Below are 26,345 nucleotides of genomic sequence, written 5' to 3' on the forward strand. Positions count from 1 at the left end.
AACACAGGCTTTCTATTTTACATAAAGTGTGGTTATTTTTGATTGCGTTTATTGTCTAACGCAAAAGCACCGCCCCCTTGGAAGAAAATATAGAAAAAGGCAAAGCAATATAATGCAGCGAGTTCGCCTTTATTAGTCAAAGGTAAAAATAAATTATCCGCTGGGATTGCATGCACATGAAAATATGCGACAGCCATCATACCGGACAATAAAAATGCTACTTGGCGAGTAAATAGACCTAAAATCAATAAGATACCACCAGTAATTTCTAAAATTCCACCAATACCGTACATAGAAAATACGGGTACTGCACCATTTCCGCCAGTCATGGACATGGGAAATTCAAAATATTTTGCGGTGCCATGTAATAAAAACATGTAACCCGCCATAATACGTAACAACGCTAATGCATAAGGGGAATATTTATTTAATGAATCCATAATACTTTCCTTTTTAATAATAAAATCAACAAAATAAACCGAATAAAAATATACGGTATAAGTATTATACCTATTTCTCTTAGTTAATAAATAAAAGATTTGTTAAAAAACCTTTTCATTATTGTTAAAAATTAAATTTAACAACCATTGATGAAATTTATCTGCGGGCATAAATCCTGTCACTCTTGATCCTGAAATTTCCTGCCCTTGTTGATTAAAAAATAAAATCGTCGGCAATCCCAACACCTTTAGCTTTTCCATGAGTTTCTGATTTTCAGGACTATTTTTGGTCATATCTATTTGTAATAATGAGATCTTCTCAAAATCCTGCATAACCGTTGCATCACTAAAGGTATATTTTTCAAATTCTTTACAAGCGACACACCAATCGGCATAAAGATCGAGCATTGCTACCGATTTAGGATTATTCTTCAATGTTTGTTCTAATTCACTCAGGGTTGAAATTTGCATAAACTGCGGTTTAGAATTTGCCTTTTTTTGCACCGCACTTTGTTCGTTGACGACATAATAACTCAACAAATTAAAATGTTGTATAACAAAAAACATCAATAACGCCACTATCACGCCAAGCCAATACCGCTTATGCGCAATCCAACAAGTAAACGTAATCAACCACACCGCCCATAATTCCAAGGTCCATTGAACAAAAACACGTTCTAATAAAATCACCGGTAATAACAACAAAATAAAACCAAATAGCTGTTTGATTGTATTTAACCAATCTCCCGATTTAGGCAAAATTTGATTACCAAACAGCGTCACTAAAATCAACGGCACGCCCATACCTAAGGCTAATAAATACAAGGTAATGGCACCAATAAATAGATCACCACTTTGTGCGACATATAACAATGCCCCCGAAAGCGGTGCGGTGGTGCAAGGGGAAGCCACTAGCCCAGCTAATGCGCCCATCACAAACACACCAAAATATGCCCCTGACTGCTGTTTTTGGCTGATTTGGCTAATTTTGGTTTGTAACCCACTCGGCAATTGTAAGGTAAACACACCAAACATTGACAATGCCAATAACACAAATAATACGGATAAACCTACTAATACCGGTGGACTTTGCAACGCTTGTTGAAACGGTAACCCAATAGCCACTACGATCAGCCCTAGCAAAGTATAAGTTAATGCCATGCCTTGCACATAAATAAAGCTTAACCCCAAGGCTCGCCACATTGTTGGGCGTTCATGCTGTCCAATTACGATAGCCGAAAGTAACGGCAACATCGGCAATACGCAAGGTGTAAAAGCAAGTCCTAAGCCTAATAGGAAGAACCCCAAGATGGCATATTGGGATTTAAACAAGCTATCTGCAAGTTGATCCTGTTCGCTGATATGTTGGGAAACTGCGGTGTTTTTAACCGCACTTTTTTCCAAATCAGAGTGAAAACTCGCCAAGTCAATGATTTTTTCTTCTGGCGGATAGCATAATCCTTTCGTGCATCCTTGATAAGTCACGGTTAATTGAGTGAGTTCATGGCTTTCTAGCACAGGCAAAATCACTCTTAACTCATGGCGAAAAATCTCTGTTTCACCAAAAAATTCATCTTGATGTACTTCCCCTTGTGGAAATTGCAACTCACCTAGTTTACCATTTTCTATAGTAGCCGTAATTTCGTTCTTATATAAATAATAGTCGTCTGCAATTAGCCAATGTAAGACCAGTTGATTATTTTTGTTTTGTGCAGAAAACTGAAAAGCTTGATCAGCAGGCAAGAACGAGGTTTTATTCGAAAATAAATTCCCTTGGCTTGAAATGCTGATCAATAATAGGATAAAAAAAGTTAAATATTTTTTCATAGATTTTGGTTATATCAAGAAATTTTCTTTATATTAACCTAGATAATCCCCCATTAAAATTAAATAATTTTACGCAATTTTGCCGGCAATCCTTGTCTTACCTCCGATCCACAAACCCAATCCACCCATAGTGAAGTAATTTGCTTGGTTTCATCTAATAAACCTAAATCATTGATATTTATTCCCGGCTTGGCTTAATTGATAGATAACCTTTCACTTGTTTGTCGTCAATAAAATAACTTTTAGATCCTTACTTATAAGCGATCATTGCTAGATTAAAATCTGTTCTAGTTGAGTTCTGTAATAAATCGTTCTCTTAACTGATGTAATTGATCTCTGACGGCTGCCGCTTTTTCAAATTCCAAATCTTGTGCAAATTTATACATTTGTTGTTCCAATTTTTTAATTTCTTTTTGTAAGGCTTTTGAATCATTTGCTAGATAACTGGCTTGAGGTTCTTCAATACGATTCGCTTTGGATTTGGTTTTACCTTTAGCTTTATTTATTGCCCCTTGTCCAATATCTAATAATTCGCCTACTTTTTTATTTAACGCTTGCGGGATAATACCTCGTTCTTGGTTATATTTGATTTGTTTTTCACGGCGGCGGTTAGTTTCTGTGATGGCTTTTTCCATTGAATTGGTGATACGATCCGCATATAAAATGGCTTTTCCTTTCAGATTTCGGGCAGCTCGTCCAATAGTTTGGATTAATGAGCGTTCAGAACGTAAAAAACCTTCTTTGTCAGCATCTAAAATTGCCACCAACGACACTTCGGGAATATCCAAGCCTTCACGCAATAAGTTAATCCCAACCAATACATCAAATTCACCTAAACGCAGATCTCGAATAATTTCTACTCGTTCTACAGTGTCAATATCTGAATGTAAATAACGTACTCGCACACCGTGTTCTTCTAAATAATCAGTAAGATCTTCTGCCATACGTTTGGTTAAAGTGGTAACTAATATCCGCTCATTGCACTCTGCTCGTTGACGTGCTTCCGATAATAAATCGTCCACCTGAATGGAAACCGGACGGATTTCAATTTCGGGATCCAATAAGCCTGTCGGTCGCACCACCTGATCAATAATCTCCGTACCTGATTTTTCTAATTCATAGGGACCCGGTGTAGCAGAAACATAAATGGTTTGTGGGGCTAATCGTTCAAATTCTTCAAACCGCAAGGGGCGATTATCCAATGCTGATGGCAAACGGAAACCATATTCTACCAGCGTTTCTTTGCGCGAACGGTCACCACGATACATACCACCAATTTGTGGCACAGTAACGTGGCTTTCATCAATAATTAATAACGCATCGGACGGCATATAATCAAATAAGGTCGGTGGCGGTTCACCCTCATTCCGTCCGGATAAATAACGGGAGTAATTTTCAATGCCTGAACAATAGCCCAGTTCGTTCATCATTTCAATATCAAATTGGGTGCGTTGGCTAATCCGCTGTTCTTCTAATAATTTGTTTTCTTTAATAAACTGTTCACGGCGTTGTGCTAATTCCGCTTTAATTTTTTCTATCGCATCTAAAATCCGTTCTCTCGGCGTAACATAATGGGTTTTCGGATACACTGTAAAGCGTGGTATCGTACCAAAGCTGGTACCGGTGAGAGGATCAAACAGGCTTAAACGTTCGATTTCCTCATCAAAGAGTTCAATGCGAACCGCTTGATCGTCCGATTCTGCGGGGAAAATATCAATCACTTCACCTCGCACTCTAAAGGTACCGCGTTGAAAAGCTTGATCATTACGCGTATATTGCAATTCTGCTAATTTCGCCAAGATTTGGCGTTGATCAATAATGGCGCCTGTTTGTAGGTGCAACATCATTTTTAAATAGCTATCCGGATCGCCCAAGCCGTAAATCGCTGATACCGATGCCACCACAATAGTATCTCGTCGCTCTAAAAAAGATTTGGTAGCGGATAATCGCATTTGTTCAATTTGATCATTAATCGATGCATCTTTTTCAATAAAGGTATCGCTAGATGGCACATAGGCTTCGGGTTGGTAATAGTCATAATAAGACACGAAATATTCCACCGCATTTTCGGGGAAAAAAGCTTTCATTTCAGCATAAAGCTGTGCGGCTAAGGTTTTATTTGGGGCAAGCACCATGGCAGGGCGATTCAGTTGAGCAATCACATTCGCAATAGTAAATGTTTTTCCCGAACCTGTCACACCAAGCAAAGTTTGATGCGCTAGACCATCATTTAAATTTTCTGTTAATTTTGCAATAGCAGTAGGTTGATCACCGGATGGTTGAAATTCGGAATGCAAAATAAAAGGTTTACTATTAATTTTTGTCGCCATAATTGCTACTGATCATTTGTAAAGTGCAGTACATTTTATCATATTTTTATAACAAAATCAGGTTGAAAAAATCCAAGTTTTACACAGAGTTATATTTGTCAAGCTGAATAAGAAATATTTTCTTAAAAAATTTCTCTATTTTCTACTAGATTTTAATTAACTTATTGATTTTTATATTAATGTTATTTTGCGAACAATTATCAATGGAAAGGCTATCAAGCTAGATATTATCTAGCTTTAAAGCATTTTTATAAAATTAACTCACAGAGTTATCCACAGATTTTGTGGATAGAAAAAACAATAAATTTTCTTTCTCTTAGCACTTGACAATCTCGCCAGAGATTATTATCATTCGCCACCAATCTTGAGTAATTCAGAATTATTCCTCCTTAGTTCAGTCGGTAGAACGGTGGACTGTTAATCCATATGTCGCAGGTTCGAGTCCCGCAGGAGGAGCCATTTCCTTTTGGTGAGCTTTTATTTATCTCCTTTGATAAAAGTTCATTTTAAACCAGAAGTTTTAGCCCAAAAATTTTTGGGCTTTTATTTTTTCTTGCCTATATCTCTCTTTTATTTAATCCGCTATAATGCCGACTTTTATTTGCTATTGAAAATTTATATGCTTTTACCCTGTTTAGCCATTATTGTCGGATTACTCTTATTAGTTTGGTCTGCAGATCACTTTGTCGATAGCGCAGCTGCTACCGCACGCCATTTTGGTATGTCCCCACTTTTAATCGGTATTGTGATTATCGGATTTGGTACATCCGCCCCCGAAATGGTCGTTTCTGCAATATCCGCCCTTGATGGTAGCCCCGGTATTGCTTTAGGGAATGCCTATGGTTCCAACATTACCAATATCGCCCTTATTCTAGGCTTTACTGCCTTAGTTAAGCCTGTTTTAGTACATTCGCAAGTACTTAAACAAGATCTTCCGATCTTGCTTTTGGTTACCGTAATTTCAGCCTATCTGCTCTATGATATGCAAATTTCTCGCCTTGATGCAGGTATTTTAATTACCATGCTTGCCATCTATATGACATGGACAATTTGGCAAAGTTTACGTCATAAAAACCATACGTTACCCGAAGAGTTACAACAACAAAAATATATGCCGTTAAGCAAAGCACTTTTATGGCTAGTTATCGGTTTAATTCTGCTGATGGCAAGCTCGCAATTATTAGTCTGGGGAGCAGTTGAAGTGGCTCATTACTTTGGTGTCAGCGATTTAATTATCGGTTTGACCATTGTGGCAATTGGTACATCTTTACCCGAATTGGCATCATCCATTGCTGCAGCTCGCAAAGGCGAAGTGGATTTAGCGGTAGGCAATATTATTGGATCAAATTTATTTAATACCCTTGCGGTGGTGGGAATTGCCGGCGTGATTCACCCGATGCAAGTGGAAAGTGCGGTGCTTTCGCGTGATGTTTTAGTTATGTCAGTGCTGACTGTCGCTTTATTTGCTTTAGGTTATTCCTTTAAGCAAAAAAACGGACATATCGGACGGTTTAAAGGGTTGTTATTATTGATGAGCTATATTGGCTATAATAGTTATTTATTTTATACCGCAATTTAGTGCTTACTTCCCCTGTTAAACAGGGGGGTTTTTCATCCCAATCGTGCTAGTAAGCACTGTTCTAACTGATTTCGTTCCATGTCATTCAACGCCTTATCTTGCGCATTCGTCAACATAAAAAAGTCTTCTGCTTTCGCCCCAACCGTAGTAATTTTAGCATTTATAATATTCAATTTTAACTCACTAAACACTTGACTCACTTCTGCTAATAAGCCTGCTTTATCCAAGGCAAACAGTTCCATTTCAGTATGTTCGGCTTTTTTCATCTCTAAAAAACGTACGTCAGTTTTGACCTGAAAATGCATTAATTTAGGATTAATTGGAACAGATAATGTCGGCAACTTATCAGAATTTAATGCCATAATTAAACTTTTTTCCAAATCCCGACGACGATCAAATTTCAGCAAATCACCATTGAGTTCGGTCACAATAAAGGTATCCATCGCATAGCCATCAATACTAGTACTGATTTTCGCATTATGAATACTAAGTTTTTTTGCCCCAATAGTTGCCACTACTTTATAAAATAAATTCATCTGATCCTGACAATAAACAAACACCGGCGTCCCCCCATCAGAAAAACGGTTACTAATTTTCACCAAAGGTTGTGATGCGATATTTTCCAATAGCTCAATATGCCAAACCAGTTCTTTGGCTGTATGACGTAAGAAATAATCATCTGAACAACGTTGCCACAAGGTATTAATTTGCTCAAGATTTGGATTTTGCACCATTGCCAGAGCCTGTTCTCGATGCTCTTCAATGATTTTTTGATTATCTAACAGCTGATCCATTCCCCACTCAAATTGTTTTAAAGTGGATTGATACAAGCTAGTAAACAACGTCCTCTTCCAACTGTTCCACAAAGTCTGATTAGTCGCACAAATATCTGCTACCGTTAAACACAACAATAAATCCAAACGTACTTTATTTTGTACTTCTGCTGCGAATGCCATAACCACTTCAGGATCGTAAATATTTCGTCGTTGGGCGACCGTTGACATCAATAAGTGTTGTTTCACTAACCATGCCATCGTGGTAACTTCCCGACCATCAAAACCATGTTGTTGCGCAAATTGTCGCATATCCACTGCCCCTAAATCAGCATGATCCCCACCACGACCTTTAGCAATATCATGAAATAACGCACTGATATACAATAAAGTGCGGTCAGAAATAGTGGAAAAAACCTGATGACAAATAGGATAATCTGGTTCAGTTTCGATCTGTAAGAAACTTTCTAATGTTAACAACACTCGAATAGTATGTTCATCCACGGTGTACACGTGAAATAAATCAAATTGCATTAATCCTTCAATACCTTGCCATGGCGGAATATAGGCGGTTAACACGCCGTATTTATGCATCGGCACAATAGCACGAGCAATAGCATTTGGTTGGGAAAATAAACATAAGAATTTTTCTCGAGCAAGGGGAATTTTGCTTAAAGGTTGACCAATCTGGCTTAACGCAATTTGTAATTGACGTAAGGTAGATGAATGAATTTCTGCTTGCTGTTGAGCGGTGAGATGATAAAACAAATCTAAAATCGTTTCAGGCTGTTGGATAAAACAATTTTCATCGACTAAACAAATAGCATTATTTTGTATAATAAAATTGGTATCTAACCAAACACTGGCATTTTGCACCGCAGTTTGGGCTAATAGAAAGTGTTCGCGATAATGTTTTGCCAAAATATCACTTAAACTGGAAATACTTTGTAAGGCTTGGAAAAAGCGTTTCATCATTTGTTCCACGCCAACATTGCCCTTGCCCTGATAACCTAACAATTCTGCCACTCTGATTTGTCGATCAAACAATAAACGATTGTCATAACGCTTCAAAACCAAATGCAAAGCAAATCGCACTTTAAATAAAAATTGTTGATTAAGTTTTAAGGCTTCATATTCTTCAGGATAAATAAAACCAGATTGCAGAATTTCTTGCAAGGTCATGGCATTGGAATGGCGTAACGCAATCCAGTAAATTAAATGCAGATCACGCAATCCCCCCGGACTATATTTAATATCCGGTTCAAGATTGTAACTGGTATTATTATACCGTTGATAACGTTGATTTTTTTCTGCTAATTTGGCATTAAAAAACGTTTCTCTTGGCCAAAAATCAGCTCGCTGTAATAGTGCGGTTAATTTTTCAAAAGTTTCTCGTTTTCCGCATAGATAACGGCTTTCCAATAAATTCGTCGCAATCGTAATATCCGATCGCCCATTTTTATCACATTCTGCTAAAGTACGGACACTCGCTCCCACATCAAAGCTGCAATCCCACAGAAACTGAATAAAATTCGTAATCTTTTGTTCTAGTTGTGGGGAATTTGGTTGCTCCATTAAAATTAAGAAATCTAAATCCGACAACGGAAACATTTCTTGCCGACCATATCCCCCTACCGCAACCAAGGCTAATTCACTTTGATCGAGTTGGAAATGTTGCCAAAGTTGACAAAGTAGCTCATCACAAAATAAAGTGCGGTGAGAAATGAGTAAGTTTATATCCGCTTGTGCAAAACCGGCTAACTCTTGTTGTTTGAGCGCTTCTTTTTGTTTTTTAATTTCAGCAGGAATAAGTTCAAATAAAAACTTAGGCTTTAGAATCGGTTCTGCCACCATAACTTATTGATTCACCATAATCCGGGAAATGCGACCGGCTTTTTCTTCTTCTTCACGAATGGTCATCACTTCACAACCATTTTCTGTCACCACAATTTGATGTTCATATTGTGCTGAATGACTGCGATCTTTGGTTTTTACGGTCCAGCCATCGCCCATTAAACGCACTTCTTTTTTGCCCGCGTTAATCATTGGCTCAATCGTAAATACCATGCCCTTTTGTAATACCACTCCGCCATCATCGGCATAATAATGTAACACTTGTGGTTCACTATGGAATTGATCACCAATACCGTGACCACAATATTCACGCACCACGCTAAAAGTTTGTGACTCGGTATATTTTTGCACTGCACGTCCAATTTCTTTTAAACGAATGCCCGGTTTAACCACACGTAAACCGACATATAAGGCTTCTTGAGCCGCCTCCACTAACTTATGGCTACGAATATTAGTTTCACCCACAATATACATTTTGGAATTATCACCATAATAACCGTCTTTAATCACTGTCACATCGATATTTAAAATATCACCATTTTTCAGAATTTTGTCATCACTTGGAATACCATGACAAACCACTTCATTGAGTGAAATACAGGTAGCTTTTGGGAATCCGTGATAATTCAAACAAGCGGGAATAACTTTTTGGACATTAATCATATAATCATGGCAAATACGATCTAATTCACCCGTACTCACCCCAGCTTTAATATGTGGCTCAATCATCACTAAAATATCAGCAGCTAATTTACAGGCTTCACGTAATTTTACAATTTCTTGTTCTGTTCTTAATGGAATAGCCATTTTATCTCTCTTTATCTAAAAAATACCAAAATATCGTTTATATAATAGCACTAAACCTGATTGAAATAAAAATATCCTTGAATGAATTAGTCGGTTATTAGATAATGGCAAAAAATTTTTATTGTGGGAAAGTGTGATGTCAGATATTTCAGTACCAATTAATTTTACCGATGCGGCGGCAAACAAAGTCAAGGCATTGATTACCGATGAAGAAAATTTAGCACTAAAATTACGTGTATATATTACAGGTGGCGGTTGTAGTGGTTTCCAATATGGCTTTACCTTTGATGAGAAAGTCAATGATGGCGATCTCACCGTAGAAAATTCAGGTGTACAATTAGTGGTAGATCCAATGAGTTTACAATATTTAATCGGTGGTACGATTGATTATATTGAAGGCTTAGAAGGTTCTCGTTTTGTAGTACAAAATCCTAACGCATCAAGCACTTGTGGTTGTGGCTCGTCATTTAGTATCTAATCATCTTTTTTAAATCCATGGATTTCCAATTTACTTATTATCAAGGCAATGTGATCGCAAAATGTTCAATGGAACATTTTGCGGTGGCAAACTGGTTTAATATGGAAGTCCCTCATCATTCTCAATTAATTTCCACCGCACTTCTACACGTCCAACAAGCCAAATCATTTACACCTGAACAAGAAAGTCAAATTTTAGGCAAAGAATATAGTTTGTTCATTAATGCAGATGAAGTAATGATCCGAGCTAATAATTTATCTATGAATAATGACGATAAAGAGCTAGAACAGGATTTTCATTATTATGATGAAGAAAGTGTAGCGTTTCTAGGGTTAGAAGATTTTGAGCAATTTTTAAAATCTTATCTGGAGTTTGTAACCTAATACCATAGGTACTAGGTTAAGCATGTTTTTACCAATAGAGTAATATTATTTCACAAAGGGATTATTCAATTTCTCCTGCCCAATCGTAGTATGTGATCCATGTCCGGGTAGAACAACCATATCATCTGGTAATTGATACATTTTTTGCTTAATAGAATTAATTAAATCCGTGTGATTCCCACCGAGCAAATCGGTCCGTCCAATACCTCGCTTAAACAACACATCACCCGTGAACGCAATACCTTCATTATGCTCAATAAAACCAATGTGTCCCGGAGCATGACCGGGTAAATGTAGGATCTCAAATTCAAATCCTGCAATATTTAAAATTTCACCCTCTTTATCTAACCAATGATCGGGTTCAAAAGCATCAATTTCAAACACACCAAATTGACGAGATTGTTGTGGTAAAGCGGCAAATAAAATCTTATCCAAGGAATTTGATCCCATCATTTCTACATTAAAATACTGTTTTAACTTGGTTGCCGCACCAACGTGATCTAAATGTCCGTGAGTCAGTAAAATCCCTTGCAGCTCTAACCCTAAGGCATCAATACGTTTAATTAATTTAAGTGCATCTCCACCCGGATCGATAATAGCGGCTTTTTTCTCGTCATTCCAAATAATAGAACAATTTTGTTGAAATACCGTTACTGGAATAATCTCAATATTCATTTTCCCACCTTAAATAAGCATGAATAAAAACAACAAAACCGCCAAACTGATCTGAACCCCAAAAATTGGACGGTTTAGTTTAAGTATTTAAGGACTGAGTTCTGTATTGCACAGGGCTTAGTCCTTTTAATTTAGTTTGGATGCGTTCGTTATTGTAGTAAGCAATATAATCGTGGATAGTTTGCTCCAGTTGCTCAATACTTTCAAACTGCTTGCCATAATAACATTCTTCTTTTAATCATCCAAAAAAACTTTCCGTTGCCGCATTATCAATACAGTTACCTTTTCGGCTCATACTTTGCAAAATATTATGCTTTTCTAATCGTTTACGATAGCTAAGATGTTGATATTGCCAACCTTGGTCTGAATGTAAGATAGGCTTATCTTCAGGTTTGAGTTTTTTAACGGCTTGCTCTAGCATTCTGTCTATTTGTGCCCAATTAGGGCTACGGCTCAGGTCATAAGCGATGATTTCACCATTGTAGAAGTCCTTAATCGGCGAGAGATAGAGCTTTTCATTACGGCATTTAAACTCGCTAATATCCGTTCCCCATTTTTCATTGGGTTTGCTTGCCGTAAAGTTGCGTTCAAGTAGATTTGGGGCGATTTTCCCAATATTTCCTTGATAACTTTGATATTTACGTTTTGGCTTTCTTTCCCCTTTTAAACCCAGTTCTTTCATCAATTTTGCGACTTTTTTATGATTGACGACAATTCTTTTTTTACGCAAGGCTAATGTGATTCGGCGATAACCATAACGTCCTTCATTTTTGATAAAAATACGTTTAATTTTTGCTTTTAAAGCCTTATCGGGATTATCTGGCTTGTTCAGATTATCGTAGAAAGTACTCCGAGCCAGTTGGGCAATATCCAGCAAAATATCTAATGCCCCCAACTCTCTTAACTCATTGATGATTTTCGCTTTTTCTCTTTTTGTTCTAGCTCCGCCAGCTTTTTTAGATAGATATTCTCCAATTTTAAGTGATAGTTTTCCGCTTGTAATTTTTCAAGCTCTGTTTGTGGCGCTTTCATTTTTTTAGGCTTAATCAATGTTTTCATCGCTTTTCGTCCTTTAGGTTTGGGTTCAAGTCCTGTTATACCTTGTTCTTTAAAACGTTTCAACCAATTTACCACTACACTGTGAGTGGGAAGATTCGCCTTTAAAGCTGCTTCTCGGATGCTCATTTCACCCGATAATACAGGCGTGATGATATGGAATTTTTCATCTGCAGTATATTGTTTCCAAGTGGACTGATTATGCAATGCAGACGTGCCTGAATGCGTATATTTAGCGAGCCAATCTTTTATGATTGACACTGGAATTTGGAAATGCTGACTTGTTTTGGTTAAAGAATGAGAAGTATTCAGATGGAACTGAATCACTTCAAATTTGAATTGTGCGTGATATTTAGTCATAAAAATCTGCCCTTTAATCAGTGGTTGGTGTCCAACTTTTGGGGGGCAGATCAAACCTGCGGTTCTGTTTCTCGTCATTTTCCTTTGATTAACCACGCCAAGTACGCACTGGGCCGGTATCAACATGAACAAAGTTACTTCTCGGATAATAACCGACACCACCATTATTTAACCGTTCTGCACTGGCTTTAATTTTAGCTAATGGTACACCGTTAATACGGAAATCTACCGCCTGACCTTTAATATGGTAACTATTTGATGCAACACCACGAGAATGTTTACGTAAATTATTATTGGTCGCTTGCGTACGATAACCTGAAATAATTTGAATTTCTGTATTACGCAAACCTAAGCCACCTTGGATATTATACAATTTGGTAAATAACTTCGGATCCATTGCGCGAGCACGGTTTAAATGCCAATCACGCATAAACCAATTTAATTTCTGTAATGTGGTATTTGAGAAACCTTTACCCTCCGCAAATTCAGAGCTAAATGTTTCTCCGGTATTAATATTTCTTAAACGTAAAATTCGTGGTTTTGGTGTGGAAACGACCGCTAATACGGAGTTAGGCGATAAGGTCACTGCACCCAGCACGATTCCACCTAGAGATAACCACTTGCGGCGACTATGGTTAATTTCTGTCATTTTTCGTTCTCTATATTTGTGTAATGATAACAATTAGAGTAATACTACTCTACTTAGTTCAAAAAACATAGGCTAAATTTTTAGCCTATGTTTTTTTAAAGATATTTCTGCACCGTATCCCAGTTAATGTAACTCGGCGCATTTAGTTTATCATAGCCATAAATATCTGGCAAAGTCTGTACTTTACCATTTTCAACCCAAGTTGTCACATAGTATAAATACACTGGATTATCAGATTGAATCGGCACAGATGTAGTTTTCTTACTGGCTAAAACTCTCTGTTTTTTATCCATCGACCAACCCGCTTCTTTTAATAATACACTCGCTAATTCATCAGACTTAGATACTCGTACACAGCCAGAACTTAACGCTCTTGATGTTTTATTAAATAAACTATGATTAGGTGTATCATGCAAGTAAATCGCATCAGAACTTGGCATATTAAATTTAAAACGCCCTAACGCACTGTCATCGCCCGCCTTTTGACGAATACGGAATGGTACAGATTTACTATTCACATATTGAGACCAATTCACGCTGTAAGCACTAATTTTATTTCCTGTACTATCAAAAATTTCCAAACTTACACGATCAGCATAACTGGGATCGTGCGCTAATTTAGGTACGATATCTTTAGTTAAAATAGTATTGGGGACATTCCAAGGCGGATTCACTACTAGATTGCTTAATTTGCTATACATTACAGGAGTTTTACGTGTTTCTTTACCAACAATAACTCGAGAATTTAGCACTAATTTACCATCACGATAATAGTTTAATTGATAGCTTGGAATATTAACAAAAATACCATTATCAAAGCTTGGAATAATCCGTAAACGTTGTGCATTTAAAGCCAATTTATATAATTCAGTATGTGATTTTTTATAACCATTCGCTAGATCGCTTGATATCTGTTGTAAGGTTTCTTGGTATAAATGATTACTTGCAGACAATATATTCACAAAATCTAAATTTTGATTATTTTCTACCGCAGTTAACCAAAACTCAATTAATTCGTCCGCAGGTTTATCAGCTTTGTAACTATTTTGCGAATATAACCAACTTTGTGCTAATGACGGCACTTTCTTGGTGTAATACATATAGCTTAAAAAAGCATCTGTTATTAAAATATCATGTTGAATATCTTCTACCGACGTTACACTAATAGCATCCAAGGCAGTCGCAGCACGAATAGAGATCCCACTAGCGACTAAGCCCGCATATTCATGTAAAAATTTCTTTTTAGCATTTTCATCTTGCCAAATAGGAGAGAATTCTCTAGCTGCATAAATCTTCGCTAAAGTGGAATGAAATTGTATAGGTTGATTTCCCATTAATTCCACTATTTTTGCTTCTGCCTGTTGCTGTTTTTCTAATTCAAGATGAGCTTGTTCAACAGCTTTCGCTTCTGCAATTTGCTGATTCGCCTGTTCCACATTGATACTTTCTTTCTGCACACTCGTATCAGAATCAAAATAATTTGACACCGTACAACTTGTACATAAACCAGAAATTAAAATTACTAATGGTGCAAACTTAAATCGCTGCGCTTTTGCTTTCATTAAAATCCTTAAACTTAATCAAAATACACCGCACTTTACCCATTTACAAGCCTAATTTAAGGTAAACTGCGGTAAAAAATTATTTACTTTTGTATCTTATCTTCAACTGATTGAGAATCACCTTGAACAGTTCCAGCCGTTTCTTCAGTTGCCATTTCTGCATTAAATTTCACTAAATCTGCTGCCATTTTCTCTGTTTCTTTTAAAAAGAAATCAGGAGCCTCATAATCTTTCGGTAAATCATCAATATGTTTTAATGCTTTCTTGCCTTCTCTAGCAAATCTTGCATTCAGATCTTTTAACCGTCTTGCGTCATCTTTATCATGTTCCGCTTTACGTACTGCATAATTTAATGATAAGAATTTACGCTCACGACGTTCATCACGAATGCTCAACTCTTCATTTAACACTATAAATTCAGGATCTTTAGCAATACGTTGCAAGTGTTTTTCATTTAACGTTTTTACTGCTTGACGAGCATTCCCCACTTCAGAATAGGTCGCTGCGGGAATTTTATCCCATGGCAATGCGTTATCTTCTTTTTCTTCGCCATTTTCTTTTACATCAATAATTTCAGGGTAGTTAATATCCGCTGCTACTCCTTTTAACTGGGTACTTCCGCCATCAATACGATAGAATTTTTGAATCGTATATTGAATAAATCCTAATGGATCCTGGTTTAAATCATACACAAAATTTAATGAACGACTTTGTTGGACGGTGCCTTTACCAAAAGTATTTTGACCCACAATAATACCCCGGTTATAATCTTGCATTGCTGCGGAAAAAATCTCCGACGCAGAAGCACTGTAACGGTTAATCATCACTAATAAAGGACCTGAATAAACTTGAGCATTGTCAGGATCTTCATGTACTCGAATACGATTATAAGCATCACGAATTTGCACCACCGGACCATCAGAAATAAATAACCCACTCAATTCAACCGCTTCTGTTAACGCTCCCCCACCATTCTCACGTAAATCAATAATTAATGATGTGGCTTTTTTAGTTTTCATCTCATTTAACAATTTACGAACATCTACCGTTAAACCGATATAGAAAGTTGGAATTTTAATCACGGCAACATTTTCACCATTGACTTTCTCGACTGTTAATTTGGCAGCACTATCTTCAATACGCACTTTATCACGCACTAACGTAATAATTTTATTTTTCCCACCTTTTCCTGGCTCAATTTCTAAACGAACTTTACTGCCTTTTTTGCCTTTGATCTTGTCCACCACATCTTCTAAACGCCAACCAACTACATCCTCAATCTCACCTTTGGCTTGACCTACACCGATAATCTTATCACCAGCTTTTAATTTTTTACTCACCGCAGCAGGCGCCCCCGGCACAAGGGACTGAATAATCGTCATATCGTCTTCTTGACGTAAGGTTGCACCAATCCCCTCCAATGATAAGTTCATGCTTTCATTAAAGTTTTTAGCTGCTCGTGGTGATAAATAGCTAGTATGCGGATCAATTTCCCGTGCAAAAGCATTCAAATACAGTTGGGTAACATCATCCGCTTTAGTTTGGGTTAAACGACGAATAGCTAAATTATAGCGTTTGGTTAATGTTTTCTTTATTTCAGGCCATTTTTTATCTTTTAATTTAAGATCTATAATGTCATTTTTAACGCGTTGTTCCCACAACTTATTCGCATCTTCTGTGGTTTTCGCAAAAGCCGCTTTTTTACGATCGATTTCAATTTGATCGTTAGTGGTTAAATTGGGTTCTTTATCTAACAAAGATAAGGCATAAGCATAACGCTCATAACGGCGTAATGTCATCAATTCATACATTGCAAAAGCAATATCTAATTTACCTTCATTTAATTCATCATCTAATTGATTTGCATATTTTTCACGTAATTCATCAATATCCGACTGAATAAATAGATTATGGCTATAATCCAATAGATCTACATAGCGATTAAAAATCTTTTGTGAAAATGTATCATCCAATTGAAATTTACGATAATGTGATTGCGTCAAACGTGTAGTAACACGTTTGGTTGCTAATGAATTTTCTTCGGTTGATTGGGGGATTTTAACTTCACTTAATTTGATACTTGGAGCAACCGCACTCACTACTCCTGAAAAAAACGCAGTTGCCAGTAAAATTGAAACATAATTAGCTCTGATAAATTTCATTTTTTGACTTTCCTAACAAAACAAAAACATCGTCTAGGCATCCTATAGATGTATAAACGCCGTAATTCACATTTTAACTTAACGATCACTACGGCATTAAAATATTATTATACAAATAAACGCTCAGCAGTCATGTTCATGACTAAACCATTATCCAATTGAACGCGCACTGCACCTTTAACAACTTCTAAAATTACCGCACTTTTTGTCTTATCACCCACTTTTACCTTAACTTGGCTGCCCTGTTGTAAAGAATCAAGAGAAACTGCCGTTAATGGTGATTTGGTTTCATGCGGACGTAAAATGGCTGGCTTTTTATTCAATTTATTATTTGGCTTATTCTGCTGCGGCTTACGTACTGGGCGTTGTTTCATTTTTTCTTTTGTTGCCACTTTCTCAGCTGCACGTCTTTCCGCCAACTTCGCTTTCGCCTCGGCTAACTGTTGTTGAGCATGTTCCGCATGTTGTTGTTCTAATACGCCGGCTGGATTACCTTGTAAATCTACACGCTCCGCCCCTAAACGACATCCATGTAAATAACGCCAATTTGATGTATATTGACGTAACGCATGACGTAATTGTGTCTTACTCACATTTTCATCATCCACTAGTGCATCTACTAGGTCTTGGAATAAACCAATTTTGAGTGGTTTTGCTTCACCTTCCACACTAAAACAAAGGGGGAATTTTTCTGCCAAATACGCAATAATTTCTTTATTTGAAGGTCTTGTGACTTCCGCATTCGCTTTATTATCTTGTTGTTTAACTTGCTCTGTATTTACTTCAACAAATTGTTGAGCATTAGTTGTTTGTTCTGTTGTCATATATCAAATCTTAGAATAAAAAATATTCCATATTTTACCGCACTTTAAGGAATATACGCAATCATTTATGGATAAATTTCAAGGATGATTGCATTTTGAAGATTATTTTAAATAAAAATATTGACAATATTTGACTAAACCGATATTTCTATCACATTCATATTTAATTTATTTTGGAGAACATCTTATGTCACATTTATCTATTGCCAAATTCGGTGGAACGAGTGTAGCAAATTATTCTGCAATGGTGGCTTGTGCCAATATTGTTATTGCGGATCCTAACACCCGAGTAGTGGTTTTATCTGCTTCCGCTGGTGTTACCAACTTATTAGTCACTCTAGCTAATGGTGTGGATAGCACTCAACGAGAAAAATTAGTCAGTGAAGTCCGTCAAATTCAAGAAAATATCTTAACTGAATTAAAAAATGATTCTCTCGTCCGACCTGAAATTGAACGTTTATTAAATAACATTGACTCATTATCAGAAGCCGCTAGCCTAGCCACTTCTGCGGCCTTAACCGATGAATTAATCAGCCACGGTGAAATGATGTCAACACGTATTTTCATAGAAATACTACGTGAATTAAATGCTCAATCTACATGGGTCGATGTACGTTCAGTAGTAGCAACCAATAGTCATTTTGGCAAAGCCTCACCGGATGATGATTTAACCCGAAAAAATAGTGACAATGTGCTAAAACCATTAATTGATCGTGGTGAATTAGTGATTACTCAAGGCTTTATTGGACGTGATCCAGAAGGTAAAACCACAACCCTAGGTCGTGGTGGATCAGACTATTCTGCTGCTTTAATTGCGGAAGTGTTAGATGCGAAAGATGTGTTAATTTGGACAGATGTAGCGGGTATTTACACCACCGATCCGCGTATTGTGCCAAATGCTCAACGCATTGATACCATGAGTTTTGCGGAAGCCGCAGAAATGGCAACATTCGGCGCGAAAGTATTACATCCGGCGACACTGCTTCCCGCTGTACGTAGCAATATCCCTGTGTATGTAGGTTCAAGTAAAGCACCGCAAGATGGTGGTACTTGGGTGACTCGTGATCCGCAACCACGCCCCACTTTCCGAGCCATTGCATTACGTCGTGATCAAACCTTATTAACCCTTTCAAGCCTTAGCATGTTACATGCCCAGGGATTCTTAGCAAATGTCTTCGGTATTTTAGCTAGACACAAAATTTCGGTGGATACCATCACAACATCCGAAGTAAGCGTTGCGCTCACTCTTGACAAAACAGGGTCAGCATCATCTGGTGCAGATCTACTTTCTAATGAATTATTGACTGAACTAAGCGAAGTTTGTACCGTGAAAGTTGATACTGGTTTGTCTCTCGTCGCTCTTATCGGTAACGACTTACACGTCGCTTCCGGCGTAGCCAAACGTGTTTTTACCGCTTTAGAGAAATATAATATACGTATGATTAGCTATGGTGCGAGTACCAATAATATTTGTACATTAGTACCTAGCCACCAAGCAGATGATGTAGTACGAGCATTACATAAAGAATTGTTTGAATTATCTGAATAGTTTTATTATTTAAATTAATATTAGACGTTGACTTGAGCAACGTCTAATATTCCCTTGAAAATATCTAAAATTAATTAAAATCGATTGCACTTTTGTTAAAATAATACTGCGTCCGACAACACTTTCCCGGCTAAATCTTTCGCTGACAAACTCGGTTCGCCTTGCAGCTGCCAATCGATCCCTACTGTTGGATCATTCCAAATCAACGAATGTTCCGCTTTTGGATTGTAATAATCAGTACATTTATACACAAATTCTGCGCTATCACTCAACACATAAAAACCATGTGCAAAGCCTTCGGGTATCCAAAGTTGGCGTTTGTTTTGAGCAGATAAAATCTCTGCGACCCATTTGCCAAAAGTTGGTGAATTTTGACGTAAATCTACTGCCACATCAAGCACCTCACCTTGCACGACTCGGACTAATTTACCTTGCGTATTTTCGGTTTGATAATGTAAACCTCGCAACACGCCTTTCACCGATTTGGAATGATTTTCTTGTACAAAAGTACGATTAGCAACATGTTGTTTAAACCATTCATCACGGAATGTCTCCATAAAAAAACCACGCTCATCGCCAAAAACTTGTGGTTCAAGTAATTTTACATCAGGGATTCCTGTTTCGATAATGTTCATCTTTTTCATCCTTATGCTACATACGCCTGAATATTATTTAACGCTTTTCTCCAATCACTCGGATCAATGCCAAACGTTGCCTTAATTTTACTTAAATCTAAACGAGAATTAGCAGGACGTTTAGCGGGTGTTGGATAGTCGGCGGTGCTAATGGTGTTAATGTGCGGTGCTTTTTTAATGAGATTTTGTAAAGTTGCCTGAGCAAAAATTTCTTTCGCAAATTCCGCCCAATTCACATAAGGCGAACCGCTGAAATGATACACACCACAGGCTTTTGAACCTTCCAAAATTGTAAAGGCAATACGAATTAACGCCTTGGCAATATCACCTGCGTAAGTTGGTGCTCCAAATTGATCAGCAACAATACCAAGTTCATCGCGACTTTGTGCCAAGCGTAACATCGTTTTGACAAAATTATTGCCATGTTCACCAAATACCCAAGCGGTACGCAAAATAATATGGCGTGGGTTAGCGTTTGCAACCGCAATTTCACCGTCTAATTTGGTTTTACCATAAACCGACTGCGGATTGACACTATCGGTTTCTATATAGGGTTCAGATTTTGTGCCGTCAAATACATAATCGGTAGAAATATGTAAAATTACGGCATTGATTGCATTTGCTGCCAATGCTAAATTTTCTGCCCCAACGCAGTTAATAGCGTGGGCTAATTCTGGCTCACTTTCAGCACGATCGACTGCTGTGTGTGCGGCAGCGTTAACAATCACATCGGGTTGCCATTCACTCACAGTTTGAAAAACCGCTTTTTTATCTGTAATATCCAATTCATCACGATCTAACGCCAACACGTCAGCTTTACCTGAAAGCTGTTTTAAGAGTTGGAAACCTACTTGCCCTTTACAACCTGTAATCAGAAACTTCATCATTATTCACCACCTTTTACTAAACGCAGTAAATACTGACCATATTCATTTTTCGCCATTGGTCTAGCTAAAGTTTCAAGTTGTTCATTTGTAAGCCAACCATTTCGCCATGCAATTTCTTCCAAACATGCAACCTGTACATTTTGAATATTTTCAATAGTTCGTACAAAAGCTGCTGCATCGTGCAAACTTTCGTGTGTCCCCGTATCCAACCATGCGAAACCACGCCCTAGCAATTGCACATTAAGCGTACCATCTTTGAGATACATTTCATTAAGCGTGGTAATTTCTAACTCACCACGTGCAGACGGCTTAACTTGTTTAGCAAATTCAACCACACGATTATCGTAAAAATACAATCCTGTTACTGCCCAATCAGATTTTGGTTTAAGTGGTTTTTCTTCAATAGACAGTGCTTTGAAATTTTCATCAAATTCCACCACGCCGAAACGTTCTGGATCTTTAACTTGGTAGCCAAATACTGTTGCGCCTTTATTTTCGACAAAATGCGTAGCATCTTGCAAGGCGGCAGTAAAATGCTGACCGTAGAAAATATTATCACCCAACACTAAACAAACATTATCATTGCCAATAAAGTCTTCTCCAATCAAAAATGCCTGAGCCAATCCATCTGGACTTGGTTGCACCGCATATTTCAGTGAAATGCCAAAATCGGAACCATCGCCGAGCAAGCGTTTAAAACTGTCTTTATCTTCAGGCGTAGTGATAATCAATATATCTCTAATATCTGCCAACATTAACACTGAAAGCGGATAATAAATCATCGGCTTGTCATACACTGGCAAAAGCTGCTTGGATACACCACGGGTAATCGGATAAAGGCGAGTTCCAGAACCGCCAGCTAAAATAATGCCTTTCATTTTACTCCCCCAATCCTAAGCGTTGATTGTAACTACCATCTTGAATGGCTTGCCACCAGCCCTGATTATCTAAATACCATTCTACCGTTTTGCGTAACCCTGTTTCAAAGGTTTCAAGCGGTGTCCAACCGAGTTTTTGCTTCATTTTTGTGGCGTCAATGGCATAACGTTTATCGTGTCCGGGACGATCTTGCACAAAGGTAATCAGCTCATGGAATGAGTTAATTTGCTCAAAGTGCGGTGTAAATTTAGCGAGTTTTTCACTGCCTTTTAGGCTATCTAAAATATCACAAATGGTTTCTACCACGGTCAAGTTAGTTTTCTCGTTGTGTCCACCGATATTGTAACTTTCTCCAATCACGCCTTTACTCAATACCAAATGCAAAGCACGAGCATGATCTTCCACAAACAGCCAATCACGAATTTGATCACCTTTGCCATAAATCGGCAACGATTTGCCGTGAATAGCATTTAAAATTACGAGTGGAATAAGTTTTTCAGGGAAATGGAAAGGTCCATAATTATTAGAACAGTTGGTCAACACCACTGGCAAGCCGTAGGTTCTATACCACGCACGCACTAGATGATCGCTTGATGCTTTTGATGCCGAATAAGGGCTACTTGGGGCGTACGGCGTAGTTTCCGTGAATAAATCGTCCGTGCCGTGCAAATCGCCAAACACTTCATCAGTTGAAATATGATGAAAACGAAACGCCGCTTTTTTATCTGCCGACAAACCGTTGTAATAATGGCGAACGACTTCCAGCAAGGTGTAAGTGCCGATAATATTCGTTTCGATAAAGTCTGCAGGACCATCAATAGAACGATCAACGTGGCTTTCTGCCGCTAAGTGCATAACCGCATCAGGCTGATGCTCGGCAAACACCTGCTCAATCGCCACTTTATCGCAAATATCCACTTGCTCAAAGGCATAACGTGGATTGTTTGCCACAGATTTAATAGAATTAAGATTACCAGCGTAGGTTAGTTTATCGACGTTAATAACACTGTCGCCTGTGTGGTTAATTATATGGCGAACCACTGCTGAGCCGATAAAGCCAGCGCCACCTGTGAGTAGTATTTTCATTTATTTTTTACCTTTAAAATTCATTCTAATATTATCGTATTGTACAATTTATTAATGAGAACTTTTCTCCTGCCACACCAAATCACAAATCCCATCAACAGGATTAAAACTTGCTGGGAATTTCAATAATAATTCTCTCACTAATTGCACATCCGCATTCGTACAAGCATTGTTCAACTCATTTAATAATATGCTCAACTCATTCCAATCTAACATTATCTCTTGTGCTGTCATAATTCTCGGATGAGAACTTTTTGAAACATTATCGCCAATTAACAATTCTTCATAAAGTTTCTCACCAGGTCGTAAACCTGTGATTTTGATCTCAATACCACTTGGATTTTCCACTGATTTTTCTTGCATACCCATCAAGGTAATCATACGTTTGGCTAAATCAATGATTTTCACTGATTCACCCATATCTAACACAAACACATCACCACCAATACCCATTGCTCCGGCCTGAATAACTAACTGCGAGGCTTCAGGAATCGTCATAAAATAACGGGTAATTTCAGGGTGCGTTAAAGTAATCGGGCCTCCTTGCTCAATTTGTTTTCTAAATAATGGCACAACCGACCCCGAAGAACCGAGTACATTACCAAACCTCACCATGCAAAAACGTGTTTTTGATTGGGCTCTGGATTGAGCTTGTAAAATAAGTTCTGCAATACGTTTGGTTGTTCCCATTACATTTGTTGGACGAACCGCTTTATCCGTTGAAATCAAAATAAAACTTTCAACCCCTGTTTCAATTGCAGATAGCGCACAATTTAACGTACCGAAAATATTATTTTTTACGCCTTCAATCATATTATATTCAACCAAAGGAACGTGCTTATAAGCGGCTGCGTGATAAAGCGTATTGATTTGAAACGTGGACATTACGTTCGTCAAATGAGTTTTATTTTGGATCGTACCTAAAATCGGAATCAATTGAATATCAAGCTGATTACGTTTAATCACTTCTCGAAGTTCGCCTTCAATAGCATATAAACTAAATTCATTTAGCTCAAATAATACCAATTTTTTCGGTTTCTGATTGATAATTTGGCGACATAACTCTGAGCCAATAGAACCACCCGCCCCTGTTACCATTACATTCTTATCAACAATATTGGCTTTTAATAAATCGTTAATCGGTTTAACAGGATCTCGCCCTAATAAATCATCAATAGAGACTTTATTTAGGGTGGACAACTTCGCTTTACCTGTAACCAAATCTTCCATTCCCGGAATAGATAATACCTCGCAAGGTAATCTAGTTAGATTATCAATAATTTCCTTACGGCGTGCCATTGGAACACTAGGAATCGCCAATAAAATTTGTTTTACATTATGTCTTTCTACTAATTTAGCAATATCATTCGGTGAATAAACCTTGATACCGTGTAATATCAGTTTATGTAATCTATGATTATCATCCACAAATGCAGCGACAAAATAACCATTCATTTGATTCAAAGCGGTTAATAATTGACGGCCAGAATCACCTGCCCCGTAAATAATAACAGCAACACGAGAATCACGCTCAATATTCAAAATGGTTCTAAAAAATAATCGAGAACCCACAACCAATAGAACAAGAATGAGAAAATAAATAAATGGCACTGTTCTCGGAATGGTTACTTGAATAAGGTAAGCCCCAAGTAAAACAGCCACAACCGAAATAGCAACACCAATAAGTACGGTATTTAAGATTTTAATTGTGATAAAACGTAAAACTGCTCGATACAGACCTAATTTAATAAACACAAATAAGGTAATAAAAATAACAAAAGTTAAAACTAACCAGTGCTTATGTTCATACAGAGAATTACTATTATCATATCTTAATCCTAAAGAACCAAAATAGGCAATACCAATTAACACTACATCCATCAGTAGTGTAATTGTTCTTTTTACCATTCTCGGTAAATTAATTAAATAATGAAACATTGGTCTTAATCCTATTTTACTCTATCACCAGAACCTTTGCCTGAAACAGTGGCAAAAATATATTCAAAATATTTTTTTACGGTTAAGGTGTTAATCATTTCCGCATCGGTTTTGGCTAATAATTCCGGGGTGGACATATCAATTTCATTGATTTGTGCGAGTCCTGTAATTCCGGGACGAACTAAATACACGCCTCGGCTTTCACGTTCTTTAATTAACTCTTCCTGATTAAATAAATTCGGGCGGGGACCGACTAAACTCATATCACCCAAAAGTACATTGAGCAATTGCGGTAACTCATCTAATTTAGAACGGCGTAAAAATGATCCAAATTTAGTAATGGAAGATGTACTTGCCAAATGCGAAGCCACCGATGCCGTGTTTTTGTGCATCGTGCGAAATTTATATAGCGTAAATGGCTTTTTGTTTTTGCCTACTCGCTCTTGTGCAAAAATAGGTGAGCCTGTGTCAAACAAGCCAATAATATATAAAATAAGCATAACTGGGGATAGGCAAATCAAACCTAAAAAGGAAAATAAGAAGTCAAAAAGTCGTGTCATTTGTGTGAACCTTTTAAATTAGATGTCATTTTTAAATTGTATATAGTGTATTTAATTTCTTTGTTTAATTTGGTTTTCGGCTTCGGATAAGATTTTTAAATCTTCATCATCCGCTTGTTGTTGTGTTAATAATTGACGTTTTTGATGAAAAATAGCATATTGTTCAGCCGTAAACTCTTCCATTTGTTGATGTGTACGATGACCTAAATGATCTAATACCCTTAAGCCATTAAATTCCAATAACTGATCAACATTTTTTTGCCAAAAGGACAAGGTTAAATCCTGATTATTTTTCACTCTAAACTCAGCACTTTCAAGAAAAATCATCACCAAACGATTTAAACTATCTAATTCATCTTGATTAAGGTAATTTTTAGCCGTAATAATATCGCCTTTACGCACAACTTTTCCTTTCCAAGACGTTAAACCCATATTTGGCAATTCTGCATTTGCACGCTCGCAAATTAACTCGGCTGCGGTTTTGTGCGTTACCGCATAAATCAATTTATTTTGTGTTTGAGCAAAAAACATTTGTGTCGCTTTATCGGTTTTATCGTAATCGCTAGACAAGCTAAATAATTCACGAATTTTTTGATAAAACCGCAGTTCACTTGCCCGAATTTCACGGATTTGCTCTAGCAGTTCATCAAAATAATCCTCTCTACCTTGTGGATTTTTTAAGCGTTCACTGTCAACCAAAAAGCCTTTTTCTAAATAGCTACGCAACACCGTATTTGACCAACGGCGAAACTGCACACCACGTTTACTGCGAACACGAAAGCCGATCGCTAAAATCATATCCAGTGAATAATGTTGAGTTTGATATTGCTTGCCATCTTCGGCAGTTATCAAATAATAGTTGATAACTGAATTTGCATCTAACTCATTGTCCTGCAATAGATTGTTGATATGCTTGGATATATTTTGCACAGAGGTGTCAAAAAGTTCGGCTAACTGATTTTGAGTCAGCCACACTTGATTTTCACGCACCAACAAAGCCACATTACTCTTGCCATCATCAGTATTATAGATGATTAAATCGTTCATTTTTC

21 protein-coding genes, 1 tRNA gene and 2 pseudogenes are annotated in these 26,345 nt (G+C 37.3%); 5 read left to right on the forward strand and 19 right to left on the reverse strand.

Annotated features, from left to right (window positions below; translation table 11 throughout):
* Nucleotides 1-32: 32 nt before the first annotated feature.
* The 4 genes and pseudogenes from O1Q79_RS04770 to uvrB form a co-directional block, all read right to left on the reverse strand.
* Entirely contained in the window at nucleotides 33-440 is a 408-nt protein-coding gene (locus tag O1Q79_RS04770; protein WP_386693228.1) for a DoxX family protein, read from the reverse strand.
* 102 nt (nucleotides 441-542) lie between these two features.
* Nucleotides 543-2,267, reverse strand: a complete 1,725-nt coding sequence (locus O1Q79_RS04775) for a protein-disulfide reductase DsbD (protein WP_386693229.1) — start codon at nucleotides 2,265-2,267, stop codon at nucleotides 543-545.
* Nucleotides 2,268-2,326: 59 nt separating this feature from the next.
* Nucleotides 2,327-2,517, reverse strand: a pseudogene (locus O1Q79_RS04780) (hypothetical protein); the annotation flags it as partial.
* A gap of 37 nt (nucleotides 2,518-2,554) precedes the next feature.
* On the reverse strand, nucleotides 2,555-4,597 hold the full coding sequence (gene uvrB / locus O1Q79_RS04785) for an excinuclease ABC subunit UvrB (RefSeq protein WP_386693231.1): 2,043 nt from the start codon (nucleotides 4,595-4,597) through the stop codon (nucleotides 2,555-2,557).
* Between the two features lie 383 nt (nucleotides 4,598-4,980).
* On the opposite strand from uvrB, the gene O1Q79_RS04790 reads away from it, so the two are divergent.
* Both O1Q79_RS04790 and O1Q79_RS04795 read left to right on the forward strand, forming a co-directional pair.
* Nucleotides 4,981-5,056 (forward strand) — tRNA-Asn (locus O1Q79_RS04790).
* Nucleotides 5,057-5,216: 160 nt separating this feature from the next.
* The gene (locus O1Q79_RS04795; RefSeq protein WP_386693232.1) at nucleotides 5,217-6,176 is read left to right on the forward strand and encodes a calcium/sodium antiporter; all 960 of its coding nucleotides are present in this window, start codon (nucleotides 5,217-5,219) and stop codon (nucleotides 6,174-6,176) included.
* Nucleotides 6,177-6,208: 32 nt separating this feature from the next.
* Here O1Q79_RS04795 and glnD read toward each other — a convergent pair whose 3' ends face one another.
* Both glnD and map read right to left on the reverse strand, forming a co-directional pair.
* A complete protein-coding gene (gene glnD / locus O1Q79_RS04800; protein ID WP_386693233.1) occupies nucleotides 6,209-8,803 on the reverse strand; it encodes a bifunctional uridylyltransferase/uridylyl-removing protein GlnD in 2,595 nt (864 codons plus the stop codon).
* A gap of 3 nt (nucleotides 8,804-8,806) precedes the next feature.
* A complete protein-coding gene (gene map / locus O1Q79_RS04805; protein ID WP_386693234.1) occupies nucleotides 8,807-9,610 on the reverse strand; it encodes a type I methionyl aminopeptidase in 804 nt (267 codons plus the stop codon).
* Nucleotides 9,611-9,746: 136 nt separating this feature from the next.
* On the opposite strand from map, the gene erpA reads away from it, so the two are divergent.
* Together erpA and O1Q79_RS04815 are read left to right on the forward strand one after the other, a co-directional pair.
* Nucleotides 9,747-10,088, forward strand: coding sequence for an iron-sulfur cluster insertion protein ErpA (gene erpA / locus O1Q79_RS04810; RefSeq protein WP_386685673.1), 342 nt, complete (start codon nucleotides 9,747-9,749; stop codon nucleotides 10,086-10,088).
* Between the two features lie 17 nt (nucleotides 10,089-10,105).
* On the forward strand, nucleotides 10,106-10,471 hold the full coding sequence (locus O1Q79_RS04815) for a YacL family protein (protein ID WP_386693235.1): 366 nt from the start codon (nucleotides 10,106-10,108) through the stop codon (nucleotides 10,469-10,471).
* 45 nt (nucleotides 10,472-10,516) lie between these two features.
* On the opposite strand, the gene O1Q79_RS04820 is transcribed toward O1Q79_RS04815, so the two are convergent.
* The 6 genes and pseudogenes from O1Q79_RS04820 to proQ all read right to left on the reverse strand — a co-directional run bounded on the left by O1Q79_RS04820 (nucleotide 10,517) and on the right by proQ (nucleotide 17,759).
* A complete protein-coding gene (locus O1Q79_RS04820) occupies nucleotides 10,517-11,146 on the reverse strand; it encodes an MBL fold metallo-hydrolase (RefSeq protein ID WP_386693236.1) in 630 nt (209 codons plus the stop codon).
* A gap of 79 nt (nucleotides 11,147-11,225) precedes the next feature.
* Nucleotides 11,226-12,562 (reverse strand): annotated as a pseudogene (locus tag O1Q79_RS04825) (IS3 family transposase).
* A gap of 88 nt (nucleotides 12,563-12,650) precedes the next feature.
* Nucleotides 12,651-13,211 carry a DUF882 domain-containing protein gene (locus tag O1Q79_RS04830; protein ID WP_386693237.1) on the reverse strand — a complete coding sequence of 187 codons (561 nt, stop codon included), beginning with the start codon at nucleotides 13,209-13,211 and terminating at the stop codon, nucleotides 12,651-12,653.
* A gap of 95 nt (nucleotides 13,212-13,306) precedes the next feature.
* On the reverse strand, nucleotides 13,307-14,773 hold the full coding sequence (locus O1Q79_RS04835) for a L,D-transpeptidase family protein (RefSeq protein WP_386693238.1): 1,467 nt from the start codon (nucleotides 14,771-14,773) through the stop codon (nucleotides 13,307-13,309).
* Between the two features lie 83 nt (nucleotides 14,774-14,856).
* The gene (gene prc, locus O1Q79_RS04840; RefSeq protein ID WP_386693239.1) at nucleotides 14,857-16,935 is read right to left on the reverse strand and encodes a carboxy terminal-processing peptidase; all 2,079 of its coding nucleotides are present in this window, start codon (nucleotides 16,933-16,935) and stop codon (nucleotides 14,857-14,859) included.
* A gap of 107 nt (nucleotides 16,936-17,042) precedes the next feature.
* Complete coding sequence (gene proQ / locus O1Q79_RS04845; RefSeq protein WP_386693240.1) at nucleotides 17,043-17,759, reverse strand: RNA chaperone ProQ; 717 nt, start codon at nucleotides 17,757-17,759, stop codon at nucleotides 17,043-17,045.
* A 187-nt stretch (nucleotides 17,760-17,946) separates the two neighbouring features.
* Here proQ and lysC point away from each other — a divergent pair, with 187 nt between their 5' ends.
* Nucleotides 17,947-19,308: a lysine-sensitive aspartokinase 3 gene (gene lysC, locus O1Q79_RS04850; RefSeq protein ID WP_386693241.1), complete on the forward strand. Its 1,362-nt coding sequence runs from the start codon at nucleotides 17,947-17,949 to the stop codon at nucleotides 19,306-19,308.
* A 95-nt stretch (nucleotides 19,309-19,403) separates the two neighbouring features.
* Here the strand turns inward: lysC and rfbC are convergent, their stop codons facing one another.
* From rfbC to O1Q79_RS04885, 7 genes are read right to left on the reverse strand one after another with little or no spacing between them, the layout of a single operon-like run.
* Nucleotides 19,404-19,943 carry a dTDP-4-dehydrorhamnose 3,5-epimerase gene (gene rfbC, locus O1Q79_RS04855; RefSeq protein ID WP_386693243.1) on the reverse strand — a complete coding sequence of 180 codons (540 nt, stop codon included), beginning with the start codon at nucleotides 19,941-19,943 and terminating at the stop codon, nucleotides 19,404-19,406.
* Nucleotides 19,944-19,954: 11 nt separating this feature from the next.
* Nucleotides 19,955-20,830, reverse strand: coding sequence for a dTDP-4-dehydrorhamnose reductase (rfbD, locus tag O1Q79_RS04860; RefSeq protein ID WP_386693244.1), 876 nt, complete (start codon nucleotides 20,828-20,830; stop codon nucleotides 19,955-19,957).
* On the reverse strand, nucleotides 20,830-21,708 hold the full coding sequence (rfbA, locus tag O1Q79_RS04865) for a glucose-1-phosphate thymidylyltransferase RfbA (protein ID WP_386693245.1): 879 nt from the start codon (nucleotides 21,706-21,708) through the stop codon (nucleotides 20,830-20,832). Before rfbA ends, rfbD begins: the two co-directional genes overlap by 1 nt.
* 1 nt (nucleotide 21,709) lies before the next feature.
* Nucleotides 21,710-22,795, reverse strand: a complete 1,086-nt coding sequence (gene rfbB / locus O1Q79_RS04870; protein WP_386693246.1) for a dTDP-glucose 4,6-dehydratase — start codon at nucleotides 22,793-22,795, stop codon at nucleotides 21,710-21,712.
* Nucleotides 22,796-22,846: 51 nt separating this feature from the next.
* Nucleotides 22,847-24,733 carry a polysaccharide biosynthesis protein gene (locus O1Q79_RS04875; RefSeq protein WP_386693247.1) on the reverse strand — a complete coding sequence of 629 codons (1,887 nt, stop codon included), beginning with the start codon at nucleotides 24,731-24,733 and terminating at the stop codon, nucleotides 22,847-22,849.
* Nucleotides 24,734-24,744: 11 nt separating this feature from the next.
* The gene (locus O1Q79_RS04880; RefSeq protein WP_386693248.1) at nucleotides 24,745-25,293 is read right to left on the reverse strand and encodes a sugar transferase; all 549 of its coding nucleotides are present in this window, start codon (nucleotides 25,291-25,293) and stop codon (nucleotides 24,745-24,747) included.
* Between the two features lie 51 nt (nucleotides 25,294-25,344).
* Entirely contained in the window at nucleotides 25,345-26,340 is a 996-nt protein-coding gene (locus O1Q79_RS04885) for a virulence RhuM family protein (protein WP_386693249.1), read from the reverse strand.
* Between the last annotated feature and the right edge of the window lie 5 nt (nucleotides 26,341-26,345).

Origin of the sequence: Lonepinella sp. MS14434 (assembly GCF_042468235.1) — a bacterium.
Lineage (GTDB): Bacteria > Pseudomonadota > Gammaproteobacteria > Enterobacterales > Pasteurellaceae > Lonepinella.

Coding starts and splice junctions, on each gene's coding strand:
- O1Q79_RS04770 (WP_386693228.1), bottom strand. CDS start 440: ATGGATTCATTAAATAAATATTCCCCTTATGCATTAGCGTTGTTACGT.
- O1Q79_RS04775 (WP_386693229.1), bottom strand. CDS start 2,267: ATGAAAAAATATTTAACTTTTTTTATCCTATTATTGATCAGCATTTCA.
- uvrB (WP_386693231.1), bottom strand. CDS start 4,597: ATGGCGACAAAAATTAATAGTAAACCTTTTATTTTGCATTCCGAATTT.
- O1Q79_RS04795 (WP_386693232.1), top strand. CDS start 5,217: ATGCTTTTACCCTGTTTAGCCATTATTGTCGGATTACTCTTATTAGTT.
- glnD (WP_386693233.1), bottom strand. CDS start 8,803: ATGGTGGCAGAACCGATTCTAAAGCCTAAGTTTTTATTTGAACTTATT.
- map (WP_386693234.1), bottom strand. CDS start 9,610: ATGGCTATTCCATTAAGAACAGAACAAGAAATTGTAAAATTACGTGAA.
- erpA (WP_386685673.1), top strand. CDS start 9,747: ATGTCAGATATTTCAGTACCAATTAATTTTACCGATGCGGCGGCAAAC.
- O1Q79_RS04815 (WP_386693235.1), top strand. CDS start 10,106: ATGGATTTCCAATTTACTTATTATCAAGGCAATGTGATCGCAAAATGT.
- O1Q79_RS04820 (WP_386693236.1), bottom strand. CDS start 11,146: ATGAATATTGAGATTATTCCAGTAACGGTATTTCAACAAAATTGTTCT.
- O1Q79_RS04830 (WP_386693237.1), bottom strand. CDS start 13,211: ATGACAGAAATTAACCATAGTCGCCGCAAGTGGTTATCTCTAGGTGGA.
- O1Q79_RS04835 (WP_386693238.1), bottom strand. CDS start 14,773: ATGAAAGCAAAAGCGCAGCGATTTAAGTTTGCACCATTAGTAATTTTA.
- prc (WP_386693239.1), bottom strand. CDS start 16,935: ATGAAATTTATCAGAGCTAATTATGTTTCAATTTTACTGGCAACTGCG.
- proQ (WP_386693240.1), bottom strand. CDS start 17,759: ATGACAACAGAACAAACAACTAATGCTCAACAATTTGTTGAAGTAAAT.
- lysC (WP_386693241.1), top strand. CDS start 17,947: ATGTCACATTTATCTATTGCCAAATTCGGTGGAACGAGTGTAGCAAAT.
- rfbC (WP_386693243.1), bottom strand. CDS start 19,943: ATGAACATTATCGAAACAGGAATCCCTGATGTAAAATTACTTGAACCA.
- rfbD (WP_386693244.1), bottom strand. CDS start 20,830: ATGATGAAGTTTCTGATTACAGGTTGTAAAGGGCAAGTAGGTTTCCAA.
- rfbA (WP_386693245.1), bottom strand. CDS start 21,708: ATGAAAGGCATTATTTTAGCTGGCGGTTCTGGAACTCGCCTTTATCCG.
- rfbB (WP_386693246.1), bottom strand. CDS start 22,795: ATGAAAATACTACTCACAGGTGGCGCTGGCTTTATCGGCTCAGCAGTG.
- O1Q79_RS04875 (WP_386693247.1), bottom strand. CDS start 24,733: ATGTTTCATTATTTAATTAATTTACCGAGAATGGTAAAAAGAACAATT.
- O1Q79_RS04880 (WP_386693248.1), bottom strand. CDS start 25,293: ATGACACGACTTTTTGACTTCTTATTTTCCTTTTTAGGTTTGATTTGC.
- O1Q79_RS04885 (WP_386693249.1), bottom strand. CDS start 26,340: ATGAACGATTTAATCATCTATAATACTGATGATGGCAAGAGTAATGTG.